9 protein-coding genes and 1 pseudogene are annotated in these 21670 nt (G+C 51.4%); 1 reads left to right on the forward strand and 9 read right to left on the reverse strand.

Going from position 1 to position 21670, the window contains the following annotated elements; translation table 11 throughout:
• Positions 1–201: 201 nt before the first annotated feature.
• The 6 genes and pseudogenes from AC0LWN_RS31830 to AC0LWN_RS31855 form a co-directional block, all read right to left on the reverse strand.
• Positions 202–2787, reverse strand: coding sequence for an Ig-like domain-containing protein (locus AC0LWN_RS31830; RefSeq protein WP_474672503.1), 2586 nt, complete (start codon positions 2785–2787; stop codon positions 202–204).
• Positions 2785–6699 (reverse strand): annotated as a pseudogene (locus AC0LWN_RS31835) (DUF5695 domain-containing protein); the annotation flags it as partial. The gene AC0LWN_RS31830 and the pseudogene AC0LWN_RS31835, both read right to left, overlap by 3 nt.
• A 421-nt stretch (positions 6700–7120) precedes the next feature.
• Positions 7121–9082, reverse strand: a complete 1962-nt coding sequence (locus AC0LWN_RS31840) for a glycoside hydrolase family 127 protein (protein ID WP_474672485.1) — start codon at positions 9080–9082, stop codon at positions 7121–7123.
• Between the two features lie 28 nt (positions 9083–9110).
• The gene (locus AC0LWN_RS31845) at positions 9111–9968 is read right to left on the reverse strand and encodes a carbohydrate ABC transporter permease (RefSeq protein ID WP_474672487.1); all 858 of its coding nucleotides are present in this window, start codon (positions 9966–9968) and stop codon (positions 9111–9113) included.
• A gap of 3 nt (positions 9969–9971) precedes the next feature.
• Entirely contained in the window at positions 9972–10895 is a 924-nt protein-coding gene (locus tag AC0LWN_RS31850) for a carbohydrate ABC transporter permease (protein WP_474672489.1), read from the reverse strand.
• A 114-nt stretch (positions 10896–11009) separates the two neighbouring features.
• Positions 11010–12368, reverse strand: coding sequence for an ABC transporter substrate-binding protein (locus AC0LWN_RS31855; RefSeq protein WP_474672491.1), 1359 nt, complete (start codon positions 12366–12368; stop codon positions 11010–11012).
• Positions 12369–12562: 194 nt separating this feature from the next.
• Between AC0LWN_RS31855 and AC0LWN_RS31860 the strand changes: the two genes are divergently transcribed.
• A complete protein-coding gene (locus AC0LWN_RS31860) occupies positions 12563–13453 on the forward strand; it encodes an AraC family transcriptional regulator (protein WP_474672493.1) in 891 nt (296 codons plus the stop codon).
• Between the two features lie 738 nt (positions 13454–14191).
• On the opposite strand, the gene AC0LWN_RS31865 is transcribed toward AC0LWN_RS31860, so the two are convergent.
• The 3 genes from AC0LWN_RS31865 to arfA form a co-directional block, all read right to left on the reverse strand.
• Positions 14192–14710 (reverse strand): hypothetical protein, encoded by a 519-nt coding sequence (locus tag AC0LWN_RS31865; RefSeq protein WP_474672495.1) that lies wholly within the window; start codon positions 14708–14710, stop codon positions 14192–14194.
• A 17-nt stretch (positions 14711–14727) separates the two neighbouring features.
• Entirely contained in the window at positions 14728–19002 is a 4275-nt protein-coding gene (locus AC0LWN_RS31870) for a phage tail family protein (RefSeq protein ID WP_474672497.1), read from the reverse strand.
• Positions 19003–19462: 460 nt separating this feature from the next.
• Positions 19463–20977 (reverse strand): arabinosylfuranosidase ArfA, encoded by a 1515-nt coding sequence (gene arfA, locus AC0LWN_RS31875; protein ID WP_474672499.1) that lies wholly within the window; start codon positions 20975–20977, stop codon positions 19463–19465.
• Positions 20978–21670 lie beyond the last annotated feature (693 nt).

Here is a 21670-nt window from a genome sequence, read left to right on the forward strand (position 1 = left end):
TGAACTATAGATTTTCATGTTGGGGTCTAGTCGTCACTGCGGGGAATGTTTGGACTTCCGGCCGCTGTTGTCTGCAGATTTCTTCAATTGTACCGCTGTTCGCGGTTGAAATCCGCAGACAAAGGCGGACGCTACCGCTCCTCCAGTTCCAAACTTCCCCTCCGTCACTTTACCCGTTTTATGTTTTTTAGTTCAACTGATCTAGTCTACAGCATGTAAAAAATTATAAATGGCCTGGGTGGTCTGGGCCCGGGACACCAGTCCCTGCGGATCGAACCGCCCGTTCCCCAGCCCTTGCATAATGCCGGAAGCCAGTGCTTGCTCCACCTGCACTTTTGCCCAGACGGAGATTTGGCCCGCATCGTTTATACCCTGTAAGTCCCCAGCAGCGGCACTGTTCCCCTGCTTGTATTGGTATGCCTTGACGAGCAGCACCGCCATTTGCTCACGGGTGATTTTGGCGCTTGGGGCAAACGATGTTTTCGTTACCCCTTGAATCAACCCGGCATTGTAGGCTGCTGCTACGGATTCGGCATACCAGCTGCCGTCAGTTACGTCCTGGAACGGAAGCTTGGCTCCTGTACTCTTCAGGTCAAGCGCTCTGACCAGCATAGCGGTAAATTCCGCCCTTGTTGTGGTTTCGGCAGGGGCAAACAAACTATCCGTCTTGCCTGTAGCCACATGTTTTGCGGTCAGTGATTGCAATGCGGCAAATGCCCAATAGCCCGCAGGGACATCCGTAAATGTCTTCTCATAGGACAACACGCCATAGGTACTGAAATGATTCAGCATAATGACAGCCTTCTTGCCCGCCTTATCCAGCTTGCCTCCCACATAACTCCACTGTGAGGTCTGTTCGTTCTTCAGATATACGCCGAGCAGCTCTTCATTAACCGCTGAACTGGAGTATGGAAGCTCGGCGCGGACCGCCTGCGTAAAGGCGGACAGGGATAATTCCGTTCCGTCTGCCTTGCGCAGCACCAGCCCGAATTCATAGGCCGTCCCTTGCGCTCGGTAGATACCGCCGCCATTCCCGGCCGGAATCCCCCCGCTTGCAGCAGGAGCCAGCTTAACGACAAGGGCCGCTCCGCTGCGCTCAGCCTCCGGCAGCTTAAGTCCAAGCTCGCCCAGCACGGATGCCGGAATCGTCAGGGAAGCTCCTTTATCCCGGATCACAAGCGTTCTTGTACCCAGCAGCGTTCCGGCGTTCACCGGCAGCGAGGCCCCGGTCTGGCCTTCACCCAGCGTAATCTCCACGGATGCTGCCTGCGGCTGTGCAGTGAAGGCATCCGCGCCAACTGATTTGATCCCCGGTACTTGTGTTGGTGCTGGTGTCGATGCTGCTGGAGGCACCGGCGTTGGTGTCGGTACTGGCGTCGGTGTTGGTGACGGCGTAGGCGTTGGTGTCGGCGCTGTGCCGGTTACGGTCACAATGGCCTTGGCCAGCAAATCCGTACCTTCCGCCACGCCGGTCACGGTGAAGCTTCCGGCGTTCGCATACTGCTGCGGTGCAATCGTCTGCCAGACGACCGGAACTGCGAGCGTTGACGCGTCACTGTACACCGCCGTTACCACCGAAGGCAAGAGTGGTGCTTTGCCGGCAGTTGTTGTAACCTTCACTTCCTGAAGGCTGACAATTACAGGCGCCTGTGAATCAAACACAGACACCTTCGCCACTGCGGGCAGCTCTGTACCACCAGCCGCGCCGGTTACGGTGAATGCTCCCGGCACTGCGTACAGCTTAGGGTCGATTTCTTGCCAGATAACAGAGGTCTCACCAAGCGTATTGTCGGAGTACGTTGCCTGCACTACCGTAGGAAGCATAGGAGGAGTTCCCGCAGGAGTGCTGACGTGCACCTCCTGCAGCGCTACGATTGTCCGTTCCCCGGCTTTCGTTACGGTTACCGATGCTGTGGCAGGCAAAGCTGTGCCCTCCACTTGTCCGTGTACCGCAAACTCCCCAAGCTGTGCGTAGGCATCCGCCGGTATGCTGTTCCAACTCACTTCGGCTGTTCCTTCGCTCCCGTTCTCGTACACCACCCGTACTGAATCCGGCAGGACAGGAGCTACTTTCGCAGCCGTCTTCACGCTAATCGGCTGCACACTCTGGATATCCTTATCCTCATACAACGCTTTTACCTGCGCAGCGCTCATTGCACCGTTGTAGATCCGGAAATCGTCCAGCCCGGCATTGAGCTGCGCCCCGTTGCCATATCCGGAGACCCCGATTCTCTTCACATCATTCGTAGCTGTAATGGACCCCGGAGTGCCATCCATGTCAACCTGCTGGGCGGCACCGTTTCTGTAGATCACACCGGTCTTGGTTGCCGCATCAAACGTAAAGACGACATTCGTCCATTCATTCAGCGGCAGGAAGTCCTCCGGCGACTGCTTCACATAGAAGCCGTTCGCTCCGTCCACGTACACGATGCTGGAGTTCCCGTTGTAGGTGACAAAAAATCCGTTGCCGGCATAGTTGCCCTCCGGCTTGAACCATAGCAGCACATTTTCCTTGTCATTCATGGCTCCGGTGCGTTTGATCCAGTAGGACAGCGTCATGCTGCCTGGCTGGAGAGCCTTATCAGTACCGGCGGATATATAATTGCCGCTTGTTCCGCTAAAGGTAAGCGATCCGTTCTTGTGTCCTTCCGCCTCCCATTTCAGAGCGCCTTGAATCGTTCCGTTATGTCCGCTTCCCGAGGCATCGGCAACCGTGGTTCCCTGTCCTTCGTCGAAGTTATAGCGAAGCGCAAGCTCTGGGAAAGGGGCGATAACCCGCTTGGTCACAGTAACTTTTGCCTGAACCGCCGTTTGCGTTCCTGTCACCACTCCGTTCACGGTAAATGTGGAGCCTTCCTGGTCGTACAGTGCAGGATCAACCGCGCTCCACTGCACGGACACAACCGTCTGGGTTCCATCTTCCAAGGTTGCACTTACCGTAGAAGGAAGCTTCGGCGCCTGACGGGCCGGTGTCGTAAGCTCCAGCTTCTCTACAGAGACAATGTTGCCTGAAGGTGCAAGAAGCGCCGTAATTTCGCTTGGACTAAGCGCTTTGCTGTAAATACGGAAATCGTCGATCACTCCGTCAAAATACGGATCTGCGAACTGTGATTTGCCGATGTAGTTGTTTTTGGTCTTGCCGAGACTGGAGGGCTTCAGGGTCATATGATCGTTTCTGCCTGCTTCCACCCCATCAATGTACAAAATCCCGAGGGAGCCGGACAACGTCACAGCCACATGCTTCCATTCTCCGGCAGGAAGGGCCGGAGCGTCGATGGTCTGCTCCTGGCCAGGGGCATTTCCGCCTACTGAAATGCCAAACCGGGTGATGGAGCCTGCCTTCGGCGACAGGAACATATAGGTGCTTGTGCCGGTGCCGAAATCGAAAATCCGCGAATACGTTCCGACGCTGTCCATCTTCACCCAAGTCGACACCGTAATCTCATCCGCACGGCTCAGCAAGCCTTCGGGCATTTTCACATAGGCATCCTGGCCGCTCAGCTCAAGCGCATGGTTGAGCTTGCCCGGAAGCCAGGAGGCAGCCCCAAGCACATTGCCGTCATTGCCGCTTCCCGAATGATCGGCAGCCACCTTGCCTGAAGTCTCATCGAAGTTGTAGTGCACAAGCAGCTCCGGCAGAGGCGGCGGAGCCACAGCGACCACCGTAACCGTATCGCTGTTCTCAAGCTCCGAATCGCTTGCAGTCAGCTTGAATATATAAGTCCCCGGCTTCGTTGCAGTGAATGAGGTCTGCAGCGATTTACTGCTGCCGAACACGACCTCACCGCCTGCCGGCCCGGATACAAGAGTCCATTCCGAGGTCAGACTTCCCTGCGGCAGGCCATCGTCTTTCGCTGTGCCGCGTAGAATGGCATCATCCACCTGCAGCGTGTAGGTGAAATCCGCTCCCGCGTTAACAGCAGGGGCCTTATTGTCATCCGGCTCCGTCGCGCTCAGCTCTACCGTGTAGGCAACAGCCGGTCCGGCTTCAACCGTCAGCTTCGCTTCACCGCCGAACGCATTCAATTTGCCTACAGGCGCACCGTCGACTCGGATGAGGTAGGCTCCTTTGGCCAGGCCGTTCAGGGTAAGCGTCGTTTCATGTGCGTAGCCCGGCGTCAAATTGCGCTGGCTGAATTTGGCATAATCCTTACTTTTGGACAATCTGGCCGCAGTAAACTGATCCTTGTCCAGCTCCGTGTAGAGCTTCTCAGTAATGAGATTGATCCGTTTGAAGAGGCCGTCCTTAGGCGTAATATCGTAATATACATCATCCGTTACGGAGACATCCGCTCCATAGCCTGTTACCCCGAAGATAGGGTCCACGGCAATGTCGGCGCTGAGAATCTGCAGCGCACCGAACAGCCCCAGATCGGCTTCGCCGGTCATGCCCTTCCAGCCGTTCAGCAGCGGAACGTTCCGGCCGCCGCCGGTTCCATTGGTCCCGTTATTGCCCTTCTCCGCCTGGTACGTCCAGGCTGCGGCCCCATAATTCGCAGGATCATCGCTGATCTGCCCGGAGTTGATTGCACTGAGATTTGCCAGCTTCGCCGCGTAGGACAACCGCTGCTGTTCCTCACGGCCGGTGGCGTTCCCGTTCTGAATCCAGTCATCCATCGCATAGCCGGCCAGCGATGCGCTGTACTGGAAGTTCCACCAGTTCTCTCCCGTAATGGTCACCGGATCGGCGTAGTAGTACCATACAGGCATATGCCCCCGGGAGGCCCTTGTCTTGGAATTGATTTTACCCATCATTTCCTGCGCTTTGGCTTTTTCCGCGTCGTTTGTGCTTTGCATTTTGGCCAAAGTATAAACGGCTTCTTCCCCAGTGTTGTCATAGCTGTATTCCGAGCCGTAAGGATATTTGTTGTTCTTGAAATTGTTATATTTGCGGAGCATCTTGGCCCGGACATCATTCGCTTCGTCCATGTAGCCCTCTTTTTCAAGCGCTTGAATAATATCCGGTGTGGTCAGCTCGCCCATGAGTCCAGTCTCCCAGTTGTAGGAAACGGGGCCTTCGTACAGCGCCTTCAGGATATTATAAGCCCGCAGCAAATAGGTTTCCTTGGGATGCTTGTAGGAGACCAGCCCGGGGTAATTGGCGGCGATTTTGTACATGCTGAAATAGGTGTTGTAGATATGCGGATAGGCGTATCCGCGGTAGGTCGGGGTCGTATTCGGCTCCGCCATCAGAAAGTCGTGAATCAGATAATCCTCATGATGGCCGTTCATCAGATTCGTCCAGATCGCCGTTTCCAGGTATTCATCCACTGCGGTAATTTCCGAGGCCACAGGACTCAGGGCATTTTTCTCGGCTAAAAACTGTCCGTGTGTCAGCCCCCAGTCATCTCCCCAGCCCCAGTAGCCGCTGAAGCTGTTCCGCTTGGATTTCGTGTTCATCATCCAGTCGTCGAACACCTTGTCCCGTATGTCGCCGGGAAGGTTCCACTGCGTGCTTTTAACCATAAATTCCGCATGATCCTCCAGCGCCCGGTCAACCGCATCAATGCCATAGAACTGCAGCACGGTTTTGAGACCGCTTCCATATTGGACCGTAACATTTTGCGGCCCCAGCTTGGTCAGGCTGAACTCGTAAATGTTGTGATCTCCGCTCTTTTGCTCAAGCAGCGGGATATCCGTCCCGTCGTCCAGCTTCACGCTGTGAATGTCCGCCTTGGTGTGCAGGTCGAACTTGGCCTTCTGGTTGCTTGGTACGATCATTCCGGGAACAACGGTGACATCAATTGCCCCTGCCTCATACAGCTTATCCTTGGCCTCCTGCTCATTCGCTACGGCAAAAAATTTAAACCCGTAGGTCTTGCCCTCTCCCGGAGCCAGTGTCAGGCTTGTATTCGGCAAATATCCCCGGTTCGTCGATTTAATAACATTCGAATGGATGTAAAAGACATTGAGGCCCTCAATCCATTTTCCCTCATTGTCTGGGTTCCAGGCCCACTTGCTGCCCGGGTGCTCTTCATTGCGCCAGCGGTCCTGATACTCAAACCCTGCGCCAGTAGCAGCATCCGGCATGAGCAGCAGATAGGAGCCAATCCCGCTGGGTCTGCCGGCTGTAATATAAGAACTGTTATTGCCGACAAAAGAGTGGGTCACCACCCGGGTCTCGTAGATGGCGTCACCGTAAGTCCACTGTTCGTTAAAAGGTAGCGGAAGACCGATATCGCCGAATTCGAGCGTTTTTCCGCTGGTGTTGGAGATTTGAATATCCCATTGCAGATATCCGTCCGGCATCATGGTATACGTCTCAACCAGCTTGAAATTACGTACACCCGCCGTATTCGCAGAGTTCTCATAAGTGACTGTTACTTTGCTGCCGTCCTTCTCAATGCTCCGGACATCCCCCGATTGATTGGTGGATGCCTTGATCCACTCTCCGCCGTCCAGACGGTAGGTGAAAACCAGCTCGCCGAGCCACTGATGATCAGCAGTATCCTGCTCGGGCGATACCGTTTTGTTCATTACATACTCGGTCGGGAACGCGTCTCCCTTGATTTTCAACGATGAAATTTCACCGGATTGACCGGTTTCAATAATCAGCTTGTCGCTTGTTAACTCATACGCTCCGGCCTTGGATGGAAGAAGAATAACGGATAACACCGCCAGCGTCCAGAAGACAGCCCCTGTCAGTATCCTTGTGTGCTTGAATCGTGGCTGATCCCCATCAGAAGACTTGAATATCATGCTTAAATCATCCCCTTCGTTGTTAGGTTGTGGACATCTTTGCTCTGTCACGGATCATGTTAAGAACGGCGTCACCCCCTCTCCGGGAAGAGTGGAATTTCATATTCCAGCCTCCCGGAGCACTATATAAGTTGAACTATAGATTTTCATATTGGGGTCTGGTCGTAACTGCGGGGAATGTTTGGACTTCCGGCCGCTGTTGTCTGCAGATTTCTTGATTTATACCGCTTTTCGCGGTGGAAATCCGCAGACAGCCCATGCTTACGATGCTAGCTTTCCTACGGAAAGCTCTCAGGCGGACGCTTTCGCTCCGTAAGTATCCAAACTTCCCCTCCGTCACTTCCGCCCTTTTTATATTTTCTTTAGTTCGACTTATATAGATGTCATTTACCAAAACCACTAATTACAGTTGTTATGCGTATTATTCCCTATGCTCTTCTCCAACCCAGACGGACATTTCGCCATCTCCGCGGTTGGCCCAAGTGAAATACGGAATGAATTTCAGCTCCAGCTTCCGGCTGCTCCAGGTTGAGCCGCTAGCGTACAGTTCCTCACCCCAGCCTGCTTCCGGCTGGATTCGCTCCCCGGAGACAAGTATCGTCTTAATGCCCTTAGGGAAGCCGGGCTCCTCCGCAAGCGTATATTCACCTTCAGAAGGCAGACGAAGCTGGTACAGTCTTTTACCGTTATCGGCTTCCTCCAGACAATAGACGAAAGGACCGCGCTGCAGAGCCACCTTGGAAAAGGTCTGGCGGATATGCGGGTGCCCCTTGACCCGCGTTACCGGCATGGCAAAACACAGCTCAACAGTGTCGCCGGATGACCACTCGCGGGTCAGGTGAATATACCCGTCCGCATTCCCTGCGTGATGAGTCGCGGACTCACCGTTCATGCTTACCTGGACCTCCCGGCACCAATCCGGCAGCCGCAGCGCAACCGTAAACTTCCCGACACGCTCCGGCTTTACCACCAGGCGGACCTTTCCATCCGAGGTATAGCTGGAGAACTGCTCGACAGCTACCGGCACGCCGCCCACAACCATTTCGGTGCGGCCCCCGATATAAAGCTCGACATATAAGGTATCGCCTTGGGCGGAATAGATGTAATCTCCGAGCGAGGCCAGCAGCCGGGAAACGTTCGGCGGGCAGCAGGCGCAGGTGAACCAGCCTTGGCGCACTGCTTTTACATGATTGTAGTTCTTGTTCTTGCCCAGCACTTCCGGGTACACCTCAAGCGGATTCACATAGAAGAACTTGGTTCCATCCAGGGACATTCCGCTGATTACCGTATTGTAGAGCGCCCGCTCCATAACATCCGCATATTTGCTGTTGTGTTCAAGTGCCAGCATACGCCGTGCAAAAAAGATCAGCCCAACGGAAGCGCAGGTTTCCGCATAAGCCAGGTCTGGGGGCAAATCATAATCAGCCGTGAAGGATTCTCCCTGCTCCATAGACCCGATGCCGCCCGTGATATACATCCGCTTGTTAACGATGTTCTCCCACAGCTTCTTACAGGCCGTCAGCATTGCTTCATCCCCGGTCTCAAGGGCGATGTCGGCCATCGCCGTGCACATATAGACCAATCGAACGGCATGCCCCTCCGCAGTAGTCTGCTCTCTGACAGACAAATGGGATTGGCTGTACTGATGGTCATGCACCATAGAGAGCTGCGGAAAATGCAGCGTACGGCCCCGCTTTTCCCATTCCTGTTCGAAATAATGCGGCTGGCTTCCGCGCTGGTCCAGGAAATAACGGCTTAGCTGCAGATACTTCTCTTCGCCTGTGGCGTGGAACAATTTCACAAGCGCCAGTTCAATCTCCTGATGCCCGTCATAGCCCTGCAGCTTGCCGGGTTCCGTCCCGAAGACGTCAGCAATATAATCCGCATACCGGCTGGCCAAATCCAGCAGCTTTCTTTTTCCGGTGGCTCTGTAATAGGCTGTTGCCGCTTCGATTAAATGTCCGGCGCAATACAGCTCATGGCATTCGGCCAGATTGCTCCACTCTTTGCCCGGCTCCTTCAGCATAAAGTAAGTATTCAGATAGCCGTCATCCCGCTGAGCCTCAGCGAGCAGATCAATAACTTCATCCGCTATCTCCTCAAGTGCCGGATCACGCGCAGTTTCCAGTAAGTAGGCTACGGCTTCAAGCCATTTGCTGACATCGCTGTCCTGGAACACCATGCCATAGAACTCGCCTTCCTCCCGGCCTGCAGCAATCTTGAAATTACGAATCGCATGGCTGGGCTCAGCGCCGTCAATCCGGTCATTCAGCGCCTCCCATTGATACGGAACCATGACCTCGCGGACCAGACGGATATATTCCGACCAGAAGGGATCATCAATCTGAACCCTGCCGCGGGCCGGTGTGATATTATCATTCATTTATGGAACTCTCCTCTCATCTCTGTGATCATCCCTTGATTCCGCCAACCGTCAAGCCTTCCATGAAGAAACGCTGGAAAAATAAGAACAGAACCAAAATAGGCAAAATGGCCAGCACAGCTCCCGCAATCAGCGCTTCATAATTATTGCCGAGCGGAGAGACAAAGGAAGCCAGCCCGATCGGCAGTGTGAACTGCTCTGTCGTGCGCAGCACAATCAGCGGCCACAGGAAGTTGTTCCAGCTGTTCATGGCCTGCAGAATCGTAATGGCTCCGAAGGCCGGGGCCATGAGCGGCACCATGATTTTGAAGAAAATCCCGTATTCCGAGCAGCCGTCGATTCGGCCGGCATCCATGAAATCCTTGGGCAGACCCAGTGCAAACTGGCGGAAGAAGAAAATCGGCAGCGGCGAGACGATAAAGGGCAGAATGACACCCCAGATCGTATTGATCAGCTTCAGGGAGATCATTAATTTGTAGAGCGGCAGCAGAATGATCTCCACAGGGATCATCATCACAACGAGCACCAGGGTAAAGATCAGATTCCGGCCTTTAAAACGGTACATTCCCAGCCCATAGCCAACCATTGAAGAAAACAGCAGACTAAGCAAAGTGAACAGCGTGGTAATGAGCAGACTGTTCTTGTACCAGCCAAAATAGTTGCCCGCTGCCCCTTTACCGGAAAAGATGCTATGGTAATTATCCAGACTCATCAAACTGAAATCCAGCCGGACATTCAGGCCGTATCTGAACAATTCCGTAGCCGGCTTCAGGGAAGCCAGGAACAGGGCATATAGCGGAAACAGCATCAAAACCGCAAGAATAACAAATAGGATCAGGAGCAGCAAGGAGGATAAGGTGAATTTGGATCTCACTTTGGTCTGCATAGCTTAGTCCTCCTTCTTGAACATGCCGGTGAGTGTCAATTGCAGCAGGCTGACCAGTAAGGTTATGCCCAGCAAGGTGATGCCGATGGCCGAACCAAACCCGAGATTGAAATATTGGAAGCCCTGCTGATAGATGTAGCCGACAATGGTTAATCCGATGTTCTGTGGTGAAGGCTTGCCTGCCCATAGCATATAGCTCTCGGTGAACATGGCATAACCGCCATATATAGTGATCGTCACGACATAAATCGTGATCGGCTTCAGCAGCGGAACGGTGATCTTGATTAATTTCCGAAAAGCGCCAGCCCCATCAATTTCAGCCGCTTCGTACAGTTCGCTTGGAATGCTCTGCAGAGCAGACAGGAAGTATAAAATATTGATGCCTATCCATCTCCAGCCGGCGAGCACAAGCAAGGCGAACATCCCCAGGCTTGAGCTATAAAGCCAGCGCTGACTGGATATCCCGAAGAGATGCAGCACCGAATTCATTAAAGCCCCGTCCAGCTCGCCAAAAATCAGGCGGAACACAACACCCGCTACAACCACGGAGGTAAGCGCCGGAATAAACAAGGTGGATCTGAAAAAATTGCTCCAGGGCATTTTTTTCGAATTAAGCAGTACAGCCAGAACCATTGGCACCGGGATCAGCAACAGCAGCGTCCAGATCGTATAACGGCTGCTGTTGTAGAGCGCTGTGCCGAAATCTTCATTCCACAGTCCCCTGTAATTATCGAGCCCTGTAAACGAGACATCTCCGGGGAGCACCTCCTGAAAGCTCATTACCCCCGCATTAATCAGCGGATAAGCGAAGAAGACGGCGAATGACAGCAGAAATGGTAAAACGAACACATAAGGTGCCAATTTTTGCGAATTTCCCAGCTGGTAGCTCCTTTTAGGGCTTTTGGTCAATTCTCTTTCTATCTGCATAACCAAACCTCCACTCTTTTTTGCCGTAAATATTTGCGGTAAAACTATGGCTGCAAAGGGGGAAGAATATCCCCCCTCCACAGCTTGTTTGCGCTTTCATGCATGCGGAATGAATTATTTCAAGCTGGCCTGCACTTCTTTCAGAACCTGTGCCGGGTCCTTCATGTCGATGAAGATTTGCGGCATCGCCTTGTTGCGGATTGCATCGAACACTTCCGGCGATTTCTCGCGGATATGAACCGGAGCGATTTCATCCTTAACGCTGAGCAGTGTATCGAAGATATCTGTGCCGAAATAATCGGTGAATTTGTTCGATTCCTTCATGGCCGGATCGCTCCATACATCCGTGCGGATCGGGTCGAAGCCAAGCTGCTTCCAGATCTGCAGATTGCCTTCCTTGGACAATTTGGCGTAGGCCAGGAATTCCTTGATCAGATCAGGGTTCTTCGCCTGATTGGTAATGGAGGTAGCGGTTCCGCCCATACCGGCGGAGCGGTTGCCGCCTTCTTCCCAAGCCGGCATCGGACGGATGATGATTTTGCCTTTGAGATCCGGCATATGATCAGTGAAGCGGTTCATGAACCAGAAAGGCATGAAGACCGAAGCTGCACTGCCCGAATCCATATAGCCGAAGTATTCCTCAGTATCATGGCCTGCGCCCGGAGCGACAGCAGCCACACCTTCCTTCACCATCTTCTGGAAGAATTCCATGGTCTTCACATTAACCGGCGTATCTACAGTAACATTACCGTTCTCATCCACCTGGTCAGAGCCCTGCTGACTGATCGCCGGCCACCAGGACCAGTTGCCGTTGCCTTCGAACGTGATCATCGGTTTGCCTGTTTTATCAAGCACCTGCTTGCCTACCGTCTCAAAATCGGCCCAAGTCTTAATATTGTCCGGGTTCACTCCCGCCTTATCGAGCATTTCCTTGTTGTAGTACATAACGGTTGCGCCTACATGGTAATCAATGCCATAATATGTTTTGTCTTTGCTGTAAATCTCAACTCTGGACTTTACAATGTTGCCAAGCTCAGGCTCTACAATGTCGTTCAAGGATACGAGCTGCGGCGTTCCCTTCATAAAGTTCGGAAACTTGCTCTGCTCGATATCGACCAGATCCGGTGCGCCTACACCTGATTGCAGGGCAACCAGCAGCTTGGTGTGCATGTCGTCATAAGGTATGGTTGTTGCTTCCAGCGCAATGGCCTTGTCCGGGTGGCTTTCGTTCCAGCTTGCCGCCATGCTCTCATAGAACTTCTGATGCGCGTCCACAAAGGTCCAGAAGACCACTTTTTGCGCTTCGGCAGCAGGTTTTGCCGTTTCACTGCCTTCTGTTGCCTTGCTTCCGCTGTTGTTTGTTGCCGGCTGATTGGACGGGGATGTCTCTTTATTCCCGTTTCCACCGCAACCGCTGAGCCCCATGACCAGAATCAACAATAATACCGTCGTGCACAGAAATGCTTTTTTCATTCAGCTTCCTCCTTGAACGATATATACTTAGCCCTTTTGCGGGGTTAAGCCAGACCCGAAAACCGGTTTCTTTTTTAAGCTTTTCAACTTTTCAGAAAGCGCTTTATTTATAATAATACATGTTGTATCATGAAAAAAAACACAAAATTTCAACCTTATTTTTAACCATTTCAACCTGCTTGGAGGTATGTAAAATGAACTCGCCCATTCTTCATTTTATCTCACCGCCCATTCCTTACTTCGTAGATTGCGGACATGCCACATATACCGCGGGAGATTACCACATCAACCGTAACTGTATCGGTGTCTTCGATTTGATCGTTGTGCTCAAGGGCACACTTCCGGTCGGTGAAGACGGCAAGCAGTGGGAGCTGCATGAGGGTGAAATCCTTATTCTCCGCCCGGACGGCCATCATTACGGCTCCGCTCCCTGCACCGGGGACACGAAGATCATCTGGATTCATTTTCAGACCTTTGGAAGCTGGAAGGAATGCGCGAGCATGGATGAATGTCTGGACAATCAAGGCACTCTAATTGAAAGCCATAAGCAAAACGCCTACCTCAACCATGCCGATGTCTGCTCCATTTACATTCCCAAGCATATGCAAATTACGGGGAAGGCAATGGAGGTGCTGGACCTGTTTTTTGAACAGGAGCATGAGCCGCAGTCCCTGCGCAACTGGAAACGCCAGGCGTCCTTCCAATCCTTCCTCCAGCACCTGGACCGTGACCTTGCCTCCCCCTCCGATGCTACCGCCATTCAGCTTGCCGAGAAGGTGGAGCTGTTCATCCGCCATAACTATACCCGGGACATCAACAATCCCCTGCTCCAAAAGGAACTCAACTATCATCCGAACTATTTGGCCAAAAGCATGCTGAAGGCCTACGGCATGACGCCTATGGCATATTTGCAAAACTACCGTGTCGAACAGTCCAAGCGCCTGCTTCTGCAGACCTCCTGGTCCGTTACCCGGATCGCCGAGGAGGTCGGGTTTCACCACGTCTCCCATTTCTCCTCATGCTTCTCCAAGAAAGAGGGGCTGTCTCCCTCCGGCTTCCGCAGTAAATTTATTCAGAAGCGTTAGGCGAGGAGATAGGGGATACAAAAGGAAATCAAGCGATGGATTTTTATGCGGAAGGACAGTCCTTTGTGATGTCCTGTAAAGTTGCACTCCTTGGCAACTTCGTCCATGTACGCATTGGCGGCTTTGGTGTTTTTAACAAACTAGAAGTAGTTGTACTACATGCAATACCTTTTCTTGTTCAGTTATGCCGCCCTCGGCGGCTGTGTTGTAGGGAAGGCGGCTAGCCCAAGACGTTACATCATCCGTTCTATATCAACTGGTCGTCACCAGATTGTTCGTTCATTGTAACCATCGAGGCAAGTAGCCAGTTCGTTGCGGACAATTTGCAGATAAGTCCTGACAATATTAATGGTCGGGCTACGCCTACTAGGAGTTGCGAAAATCTTCTATTCCTCTTTCGGGGCGGCGTATTCTACAGTTGCATAGCATCTTCAAAATCCTGTGAGAAAGCGAACATAACAAAAAACAGGTCAATCATGGTGCTATCTAACCATAATCGACCTGTTCAATGTAACGGGATAGCGTTATTTGGGTTATAAAATTAAAGCATTTGATGTGCGTACAAACAAAATGGAGAAATCTTCATACAGGCATTACATTGGTTACACGTGTTTTTGGTTGAATGATAGATTCATTCGGTACTGGGTAGCCCCAACCAAAAAAATTGAAAGACACAAAGTCTTATACCAATTCTTCAAAACAACATAACATGTTCAATATTAAGTATTAAGCCTGTTCCTATTTACTATTTTTGATGTGAGTTTTTTCTGGATACACCCCGACTCGTGGTAAAACCCTCTCCATAAAATTCTCTTCCCAAAATTGTTTTTGTTCTAAACCGCCTATATTAATTCCTGTAAATTGTGGATCTATAAATAAATCCTGCCCATTTATTAATTTGATATGTAAAACATCACATATCAGTGCATTTTCTAAATTCTCCAAGTTAAAAAAAACCATATTATCTACGTAATTTTCTGCTAAAGGGTTGGTAAATATAACGTCACCAACCTTAGCCCTGCTAGGAATCACATCTTCAATATCATTCTCATATCTAAGAGAATCTACTATTGTAATATGGAGCTTCCCGTAACCGTCTACCGCCTCAATTTGGATAAATTGCTCACCAAACTCTAAATATAAAAAATTCGTATTAGAAATGAATTCAGCAATTCCATCTTCCTCTATGTGTACAACACCAGTTAAATGAATCTCATCTATTTTATTTCTTATTAGTCCTTTGAATTTCTCTAACATTTCTAATACCTCCATTTTTATGGAATAAACATTATATTCAAATCCATTGCTTTACCTTGCTCAAGTAGCGTAACCCATTCACCATTTGATTTTGTTACTACTGTCAAACCTTTTCCTCTATATATATTAAGTATCCCCGAGTCCCTGTTTATCGTACCCTTACCCACAAATTCAAATGTTCCATTTTTAATATTATCTGATATATCCTGTAAAAATTTTGGTCCATCTGCTTCAAGTTTAGGATATTTTTTACCAAGTGCCTTTTCTAAAAGAGTTTTATGATTAAGAAAATGCTTTTTGAAGTTATTACCGCCTGTAATAACTAAAACATCTCCACCTTCACCCGTCCCCTCAGCAGCGCCCCCTTCTTTATCCAAGTAAGGTTCAACCACTGTCAACGCAGGAACTAATGTTTCAAGTTGTTCATTTGCTACTTGCTCTATTTTTTTAGATTCAACTGTTTTAAGCTTGCCTGCAAGTTCCTTGGTAGATTTATCTAGTTCTTGATTATCCTCACTTTCAGAATTCGCTACAACATCACTCGATTCCTCTACGATCCTCGATACTCTTTTTGGTTTCTCACTAGCCATCATCACCACATGTCCGCTGCCACTCTTTTCGACCCAGAGCTTATGGCTTTCTTTGCCGATTTTGAAATTGACCAGCAGGCCGGAAATGGCATTCTTGAGCTTGCCGGTTCCGGCCACCGCGAGGTTGACTCCGGACTTCAACAGCTGCTTGCCGAAGGCTAACAGGCGGGAGTGAACGCCTCCCTTAACCGTGCCGAGAAAACCACTGCTGTCTTCTTTTTTGGCAGCACCTGCTTTTCCGCCGGCTTTTTGCTCTTCTTTTTGGCCTGGGCTGTCTTTGCTGCCTCCGCCTGAGGTCCCGGACAGATTTGCCAGCAGCTTCGTGCCGTTGCCGAAGACACTACTCGCCTGCGATTCAGCATCATCGACAAGAGACGTCGCTCCGCTGGTGGCTTCGTCGATCATTCCACCTACCTTTTCCACAGGTCCCTGAAGCGGCTGCATCAGGCCCTGGACCGGGCCGGACGCTGCGATCTTGTTGATCAGTTTGTCCGCGAAAGGAATATGCTGGCGAATCAGGTCAACCAGCGATTGTCCTGCCACAGCTTCAATCCCCTTAAACACGGCTTTAATCAGTGCTGACGGCGGATTGGTGATGATAAAATTCAGCACCATATCCACGCCTTTGTTGGCCAGGACCGTCATGAGCTGGGCTGGTTTCCCGAGCAGCAGCACCTTTGCTTTAATCCCGCTGGCGGCTTCGGTTACCTTCTCCCGAATTCCCCTAAAAAAGCCTCCGGCTGCTTCCTTAAGCTTGCCTGCCCCCTCATTAAGGGCCTCAGCAGGATTCTTCACGACCTCCAGCGCCTGAACAGCACCGGCATATGCCATACTGAAAGGATTAAACCACGATTTGTCCGATATGTTGATAGCCGGAAGAGCCTTATTGATGGCCCCGGCAACCTTGCCTACAGTCTTTTGCAGAATTCCGAACACTCCCTCAAGGAGCTGCAGCACCTTCATCAGCCCTTTTTCCTGGCCTCCGCTTTTCGGAGCCTTGCCAGCGTCCTTGTCCTTCTCCTTATCGTCCTCTTGGCCCGTCTGCAGCGGCTGAAGTTCACCGAACAGCCCCTTGACCAGAAAACCGCCCATTCCCGACGGATTCAGGAACTGCTTCACATTCTGCACTTTGAAATTCCGCAAGGTGTTGACTACAGTCATGACCGAGTTCGCCTGACGCAGAAGCTTAGGGAGTGTCGATGTCAGCCAAATACCAATTTGCACCAAAATACTGCCTCCGCCTGTCGCAAAAGCGGCAGCAATTTCAGCAGAAATTTGTGCAATCTCCAGGAATTTGCCGAAATTCACTTTAAAGTCGCCGTTCAGGAATTTCCCGATTCCCGACAATATGCCGTTATACAGCGACTGGACACCGGCGAACAGCTTATCCACCGTTTTCCCCATGAAATTCAGGGCGGTGCTAACTCCCTTCTTCAGGAGGCTTGCAGCAGCATTGACGGCTTGAACAGCCTTATTCACCGCACGGTCGATCCAGCCGTTGATCTTCTTGGCAATGCCCGGAAAACGGGCGAATATTTTATTGGCTAAGCCCTTCAGTACGTTCCCAAATCCTTTAATGGCGCTGACAATCAGCTTCCGGCCTGCTTCAATCAGCCCCACAACGGCTTGCTTGGCTTTATCAAAAATGGTTTTGACTGCCTTTCGCAGCTGGGTGAAGAGGAAGTTCATGCCTTTTTGAATGGCTTCCCCGACCTGCCTTCCTTTTTCCTTGAACCATTCCCAGGGGTTTTTAGCTTTTTTCTTTGTTTGCTCGCCTTCGTTTTCACCTTCCTTTTGCTTCTCCTCTGCCTGGGTCTTCGTAGACTTATATTCCTGCCGGGATTCGCTTTCCGCTTCGGACAGCTTTTTCTTGACCTCGCCTTCCTTCTCATCCTTGATCCCGCTAATCTCCTTGTTCTTCTCTGCTGCGGCTGTACCCGCTTCACGGTCAAACTCCCCGCTGGTGGCCTTGATCTCTTCCTGCCACTGGCTCCGGTACCCCGAGACCTCATCTCTGGCTGCAGCCTGTTCGCTTCGCTGCTTCTCTGAAGCTTCAGTTTTCAGCCGTTCCACTTCGGCCTTTGTATCCCTTTTGGCAGTTGTGAGTCCGCTGTCAAACGGTTCCTTCCCTTTCTGATACTCCGCCTGGCTATTCTCCATGTAGGTCTGAAGCGGCCCCTCCAGCTGAGGGTTGAGGTAGCCGGCAACATCGGGCGGGATCACACCAGTGGATTTTAATTGAAAAGCTGGCGGAGCCACGGAGCGGATTGTATACCCGGATTTGAGGATGGCATCGTCCGGCTTGGGCAGGATCCGGTCCTCTCCGAAATCCTGCCGGGTCTGCTCCAGCTCGGAGTCCTGTACAGTCTGCATATGCTGCGCGGCCTCTGCCTGATAGCTCTCCACCTGAGAAGGGTCCGCTTCACCCGTCAGACCAATCTCCGGCGGATTTGCTGCATACCGGCTTGCTTCCGCCATAATCTGGTCAGGATCTGCCTCCTCCGGGCTTTGAGGGAAGCTGGCCATCCCCGCCGAGGTATCCCCGCCTTTTTTCCCGCTCTGAAAAGCGGGCAGCTCTGAAACCGGCACCGGACTGGCCGCTGCCCGCTTCGCAGAATCAGCAGCTTCAGTACCCTTGCCGGGTGCGATTCCGGTCGGTGCCGGAATTGCAGGCAGCGCCTTCTCGGCCTGCTGCCGTTGCTGCTCCAGCGCTCCCCCCGAGACATTTACCGCTTGAGTGTAAGCTTCCACGATTTCTGACGGAGCAAATCTGCTGAGCTGCCGGATCACACTGCCCGGATTATCGCCTTTAATAATTACAACAGGAGCTTTTGCTGGTGCCTTTCTGGCTTGCAGCGGCAGGTTAGCGGACATCGGACCAGAAGCAGGAGACTTAGACCCAAGCGGAGCTGGCTTGGCTGAGGTCTTTCCATCCGGCTTGGTTTCTTGCTTCGCACCTGACCTGACTTCCGCCTTTGCTCCTGCTTTGCCTTCTGGCTTCGCACCTGACTTGGCCTCCGCCTGAGCTTCCAATTTACCTTCTAACTTGGCATCTGCGGTTGCCTCCGCTTTTCTTTTTACTTGAGCTTCTGCTTTAACCATCGCAGGCTTGTCCTCAGACTTTTGTTCCCGCCCGGTTCCGGGTTGAGATGCTTTTCTGGTGGCACGGATTACCTGAACTGAAGCCGGTTTATCTGTGAGTGGCGATAGCTTACCTTCAACACCCTTTTTAGATCCTATTGCAGCTTTGTTGTCTTTTTCAGTTTCTGGGCTGGTCTTTTCAGCCTTTTCAGGTTTTGCAGCTTGCGCTGAAACTGGCCGGGCCGAATCCTCTGACTGAAGTGTTGGCGGTGACGCTTGCGGTATTGAGGAGTCGCGTGAAGCGGCAGATAAGTTCTGAGATTCTTTCGGTGCTGTACCCGAGTTTGTGTCCTTTGGCTCTGGCTTTTTCTTATTCCGCTTGCCTTGGTCAAGCAGCATAAGAGCGCTCCGGAGGCCAATAGCACCCGTAAGCATAGCGAACTCACCGGAAGTTACCGTTTCCGGGGCAGTTAAGAGGCGGTTGGTCAGCCGTTTCAGCTCAAGCGGTGTTCGCAGCTGTGGCTTAAGAGCTGCTTTGTCTGTGAGCGGGGCTTGTGCAGAACTCCTTTTAGTCTCTGCCTGCTGCTCCGCCGGCTTGTGTACAGCAATCTTGCTTGGCATAGAGGCTCACTCCCTGAATATTCCGTATACAAGTAATGGTAATTTCAGGAGCTTACTCACAGCCGTTTTTATAAATTTTCTTTAAAAAAAACGGCTTCACCGTCCTTCACTGGACAATGTAACCGTTTTAGACTTCAGCACTTAAATTATCAAAGAAGCCGCTTCTCAGCGGCTTTATACTCGTCTTTAAGCTGCCTCTGAGACAGACTTGAAAACCCGTCTAGAGGAACTGAAATTGGACTCCATTAAACGAAGTGATGTAAAAGATATTCTCGAACAAAAAAAGAAGAAAATGAGTTAACTGCAGCTTTCTTAGAACGAGTCCCTTCTGCCGAAACGGTGGAAGGGACTTTTGCTATGTATCGGCAAAAGCCCCATTCGAAGTACCGTATCATTCAGATCATTATCCTCAGCGTAATCCCAGCCTTTATCGCCGACGAGGCCATGTTCAGCATGTGTGCTAAACACGCCGCAGGCGGATTACATTCCAGGACAGCTTGCTTAGCTGCGCAGTCAGCAGCCCGTCCGACACCTGCGCATCGCCCTTGCTGTACGGCTGCACTGTATTCGGTGAGGCTGCGGTATTGACCGCCTTCACATCTTCATGCTCCAGCACAATGTGCTCCGCCACCCGGTAGTCCTGGAAGCCGCGCACATCACATTCCAGCACCAGCTTCTGCTCCAGGCTCCGGTTAAGTGCAAACACCACCAGTTCCTCATTCGCTGCATTAAATACAACCGCCGAATCCAGCAGGGGCACATCGGTATAATCCTTGCTGTCGTATAACGGAGAGGAGATGACCGGGCGCAGCACAGTTCCCCTTCCATACAGCGAGGCATGCAAATAAGGATAAAAGATCGTCTGCCTCCAAGCGGCGCCCCCGTTCTCGGTCATAATCGGCGCAATTGCATTGACCAGCTGGGCCAGACAGGCGATTTTGACGCGGTCGGCATGATTGAGCAGCGTGATCAGCATGCTGCCGACCATCAGCGCATCCTCAAAGGTATAACGGTCCTCAAGCTGCGCCGGTGCGAACTGCCACGGCGTGATTTCCTTATCGGTCTCCAGCGTATGGAACCACACGTTCCATTCATCAAAAGAGAGATTTAATGTCTTTTTGCTGCGCTTCTTCGCCTTGATGAAATCGCAGACGGCGACTATCTCCTTAATGAACAGATCCATATCCAGCGATTTCGCCAGATAGTTGGCCGTATCGTTCTCCGCGTTGCCGTAATACGTATGCAGCGACAGATAATCCACCTGCTCATACGTATGATCCAGCACCTCCGCCTCCCACTGCGCATAGGTTGGCATGGAGCGGAATGAACTTCCGCAGGCCACCAGCTCAATCGACGGATCAACAAGCCGCATTGCTTTAGCGGTCTCGCTGGCAAGCCGGCCATATTCCGCCGCTGTCTTCTGCCCGATCTGCCAAGGGCCGTCCATTTCATTGCCAAGGCACCATGTCTTGATGCCATGAGGCTCCGCATAGCCGTGCGATTTACGCAGATCACTGTAATAGCTGCCGCCGGGATGGTTGCAATATTCCAGCAGATTGCGTGCCGCATCCACGCCTCTTGTGCCCAAATTAACCGCCATCATCACCTCGGCCTGCTGCTCCCGCGCCCAGCGGATAAATTCATTGGTTCCTACTTCATTCGGCTCAACTGTTCTCCAGGCCAGCTCCAGTCTTTTTGGCCGGTCAGCAACCGGTCCTACACCATCCTCCCAATTGTAACCGGATACAAAATTTCCGCCGGGATAACGTATCATAGGTACTCCGATTTCCCGGATCAGCCCGGCCACATCTTTACGGAAGCCGTATTCATCGGCCTGCGGATGCCCCGGCTCGTAAATCCCCCCATAGACAGCCCGTCCGAGATGTTCGATGAAAGAACTGTAAAGACGGGGATCAACCTCAGCCAGGGTATACTCCTTATCTACAGTCATTTTAGCTTGCAAAAAGTTAGTCATAACCATCCTCCTGTTTTCACATTTTCAACTTGCTCTGCTATATAAGCTGAACTTCAGATTTTCATAATGGAGCTGGTCGTGACTACGGGGAATGTTTGGACTTCCGGCCGCTGCCCGTCTTCAAATTTCTTGATTTATATCGCTCCTAGCAGATGAAATTTGAAGACAAAGGCGGACGCTATCGCTCCTACAGTTCCAAACTTCCCCTCCGCACTTTCCCCCTTAATATATTTTTAAGTACATCTTATATAGCTATATATAGCTATTTTAGCGGTTTACTGCGGCTAATTATATTGATGAATTGAATGTAATTTTATATATTTTCAACCTTTATTCTGCAGGTGAATGCGGTATATGTATCCCAAAAACCCCCCGCGCAGAGCTTGCGATAGACAAGCAATGAACAGGGGCAGAACAATCGCTTAAGAAATGAACTAAAGTAGGGAAAGCAAGATGAACCGTAAGGTGAGGTTAGGGGGAACAGCTGGAAATAACGGCAGTAATGCCGTTGTTGAAGCAGGATTGGGAGAAACGACTGGAAATAAAAGCAATAACGGCTAGGCCCCCTAATTCCGGAGTCTGCCCTATCAAAACTTAAGTTCTTGTAGGATTGCTCTTTCTTTCAAAGTGTAAGGTGAAAAAGACTGCGGTCCTCTAGCTTCATGACCCACTGAGAAAAGATCAGCGGGGGCT

The organism is Paenibacillus sp. sgz302115 (genome assembly GCF_056120445.1).

Coding starts and splice junctions, on each gene's coding strand:
- arfA (WP_474672499.1), bottom strand. CDS start 20,977: ATGACTAACTTTTTGCAAGCTAAAATGACTGTAGATAAGGAGTATACC.
- AC0LWN_RS31865 (WP_474672495.1), bottom strand. CDS start 14,710: ATGTTAGAGAAATTCAAAGGACTAATAAGAAATAAAATAGATGAGATT.
- AC0LWN_RS31870 (WP_474672497.1), bottom strand. CDS start 19,002: ATGCCAAGCAAGATTGCTGTACACAAGCCGGCGGAGCAGCAGGCAGAG.
- AC0LWN_RS31855 (WP_474672491.1), bottom strand. CDS start 12,368: ATGAAAAAAGCATTTCTGTGCACGACGGTATTATTGTTGATTCTGGTC.
- AC0LWN_RS31850 (WP_474672489.1), bottom strand. CDS start 10,895: ATGCAGATAGAAAGAGAATTGACCAAAAGCCCTAAAAGGAGCTACCAG.
- AC0LWN_RS31845 (WP_474672487.1), bottom strand. CDS start 9,968: ATGCAGACCAAAGTGAGATCCAAATTCACCTTATCCTCCTTGCTGCTC.
- AC0LWN_RS31860 (WP_474672493.1), top strand. CDS start 12,563: ATGAACTCGCCCATTCTTCATTTTATCTCACCGCCCATTCCTTACTTC.
- AC0LWN_RS31840 (WP_474672485.1), bottom strand. CDS start 9,082: ATGAATGATAATATCACACCGGCCCGCGGCAGGGTTCAGATTGATGAT.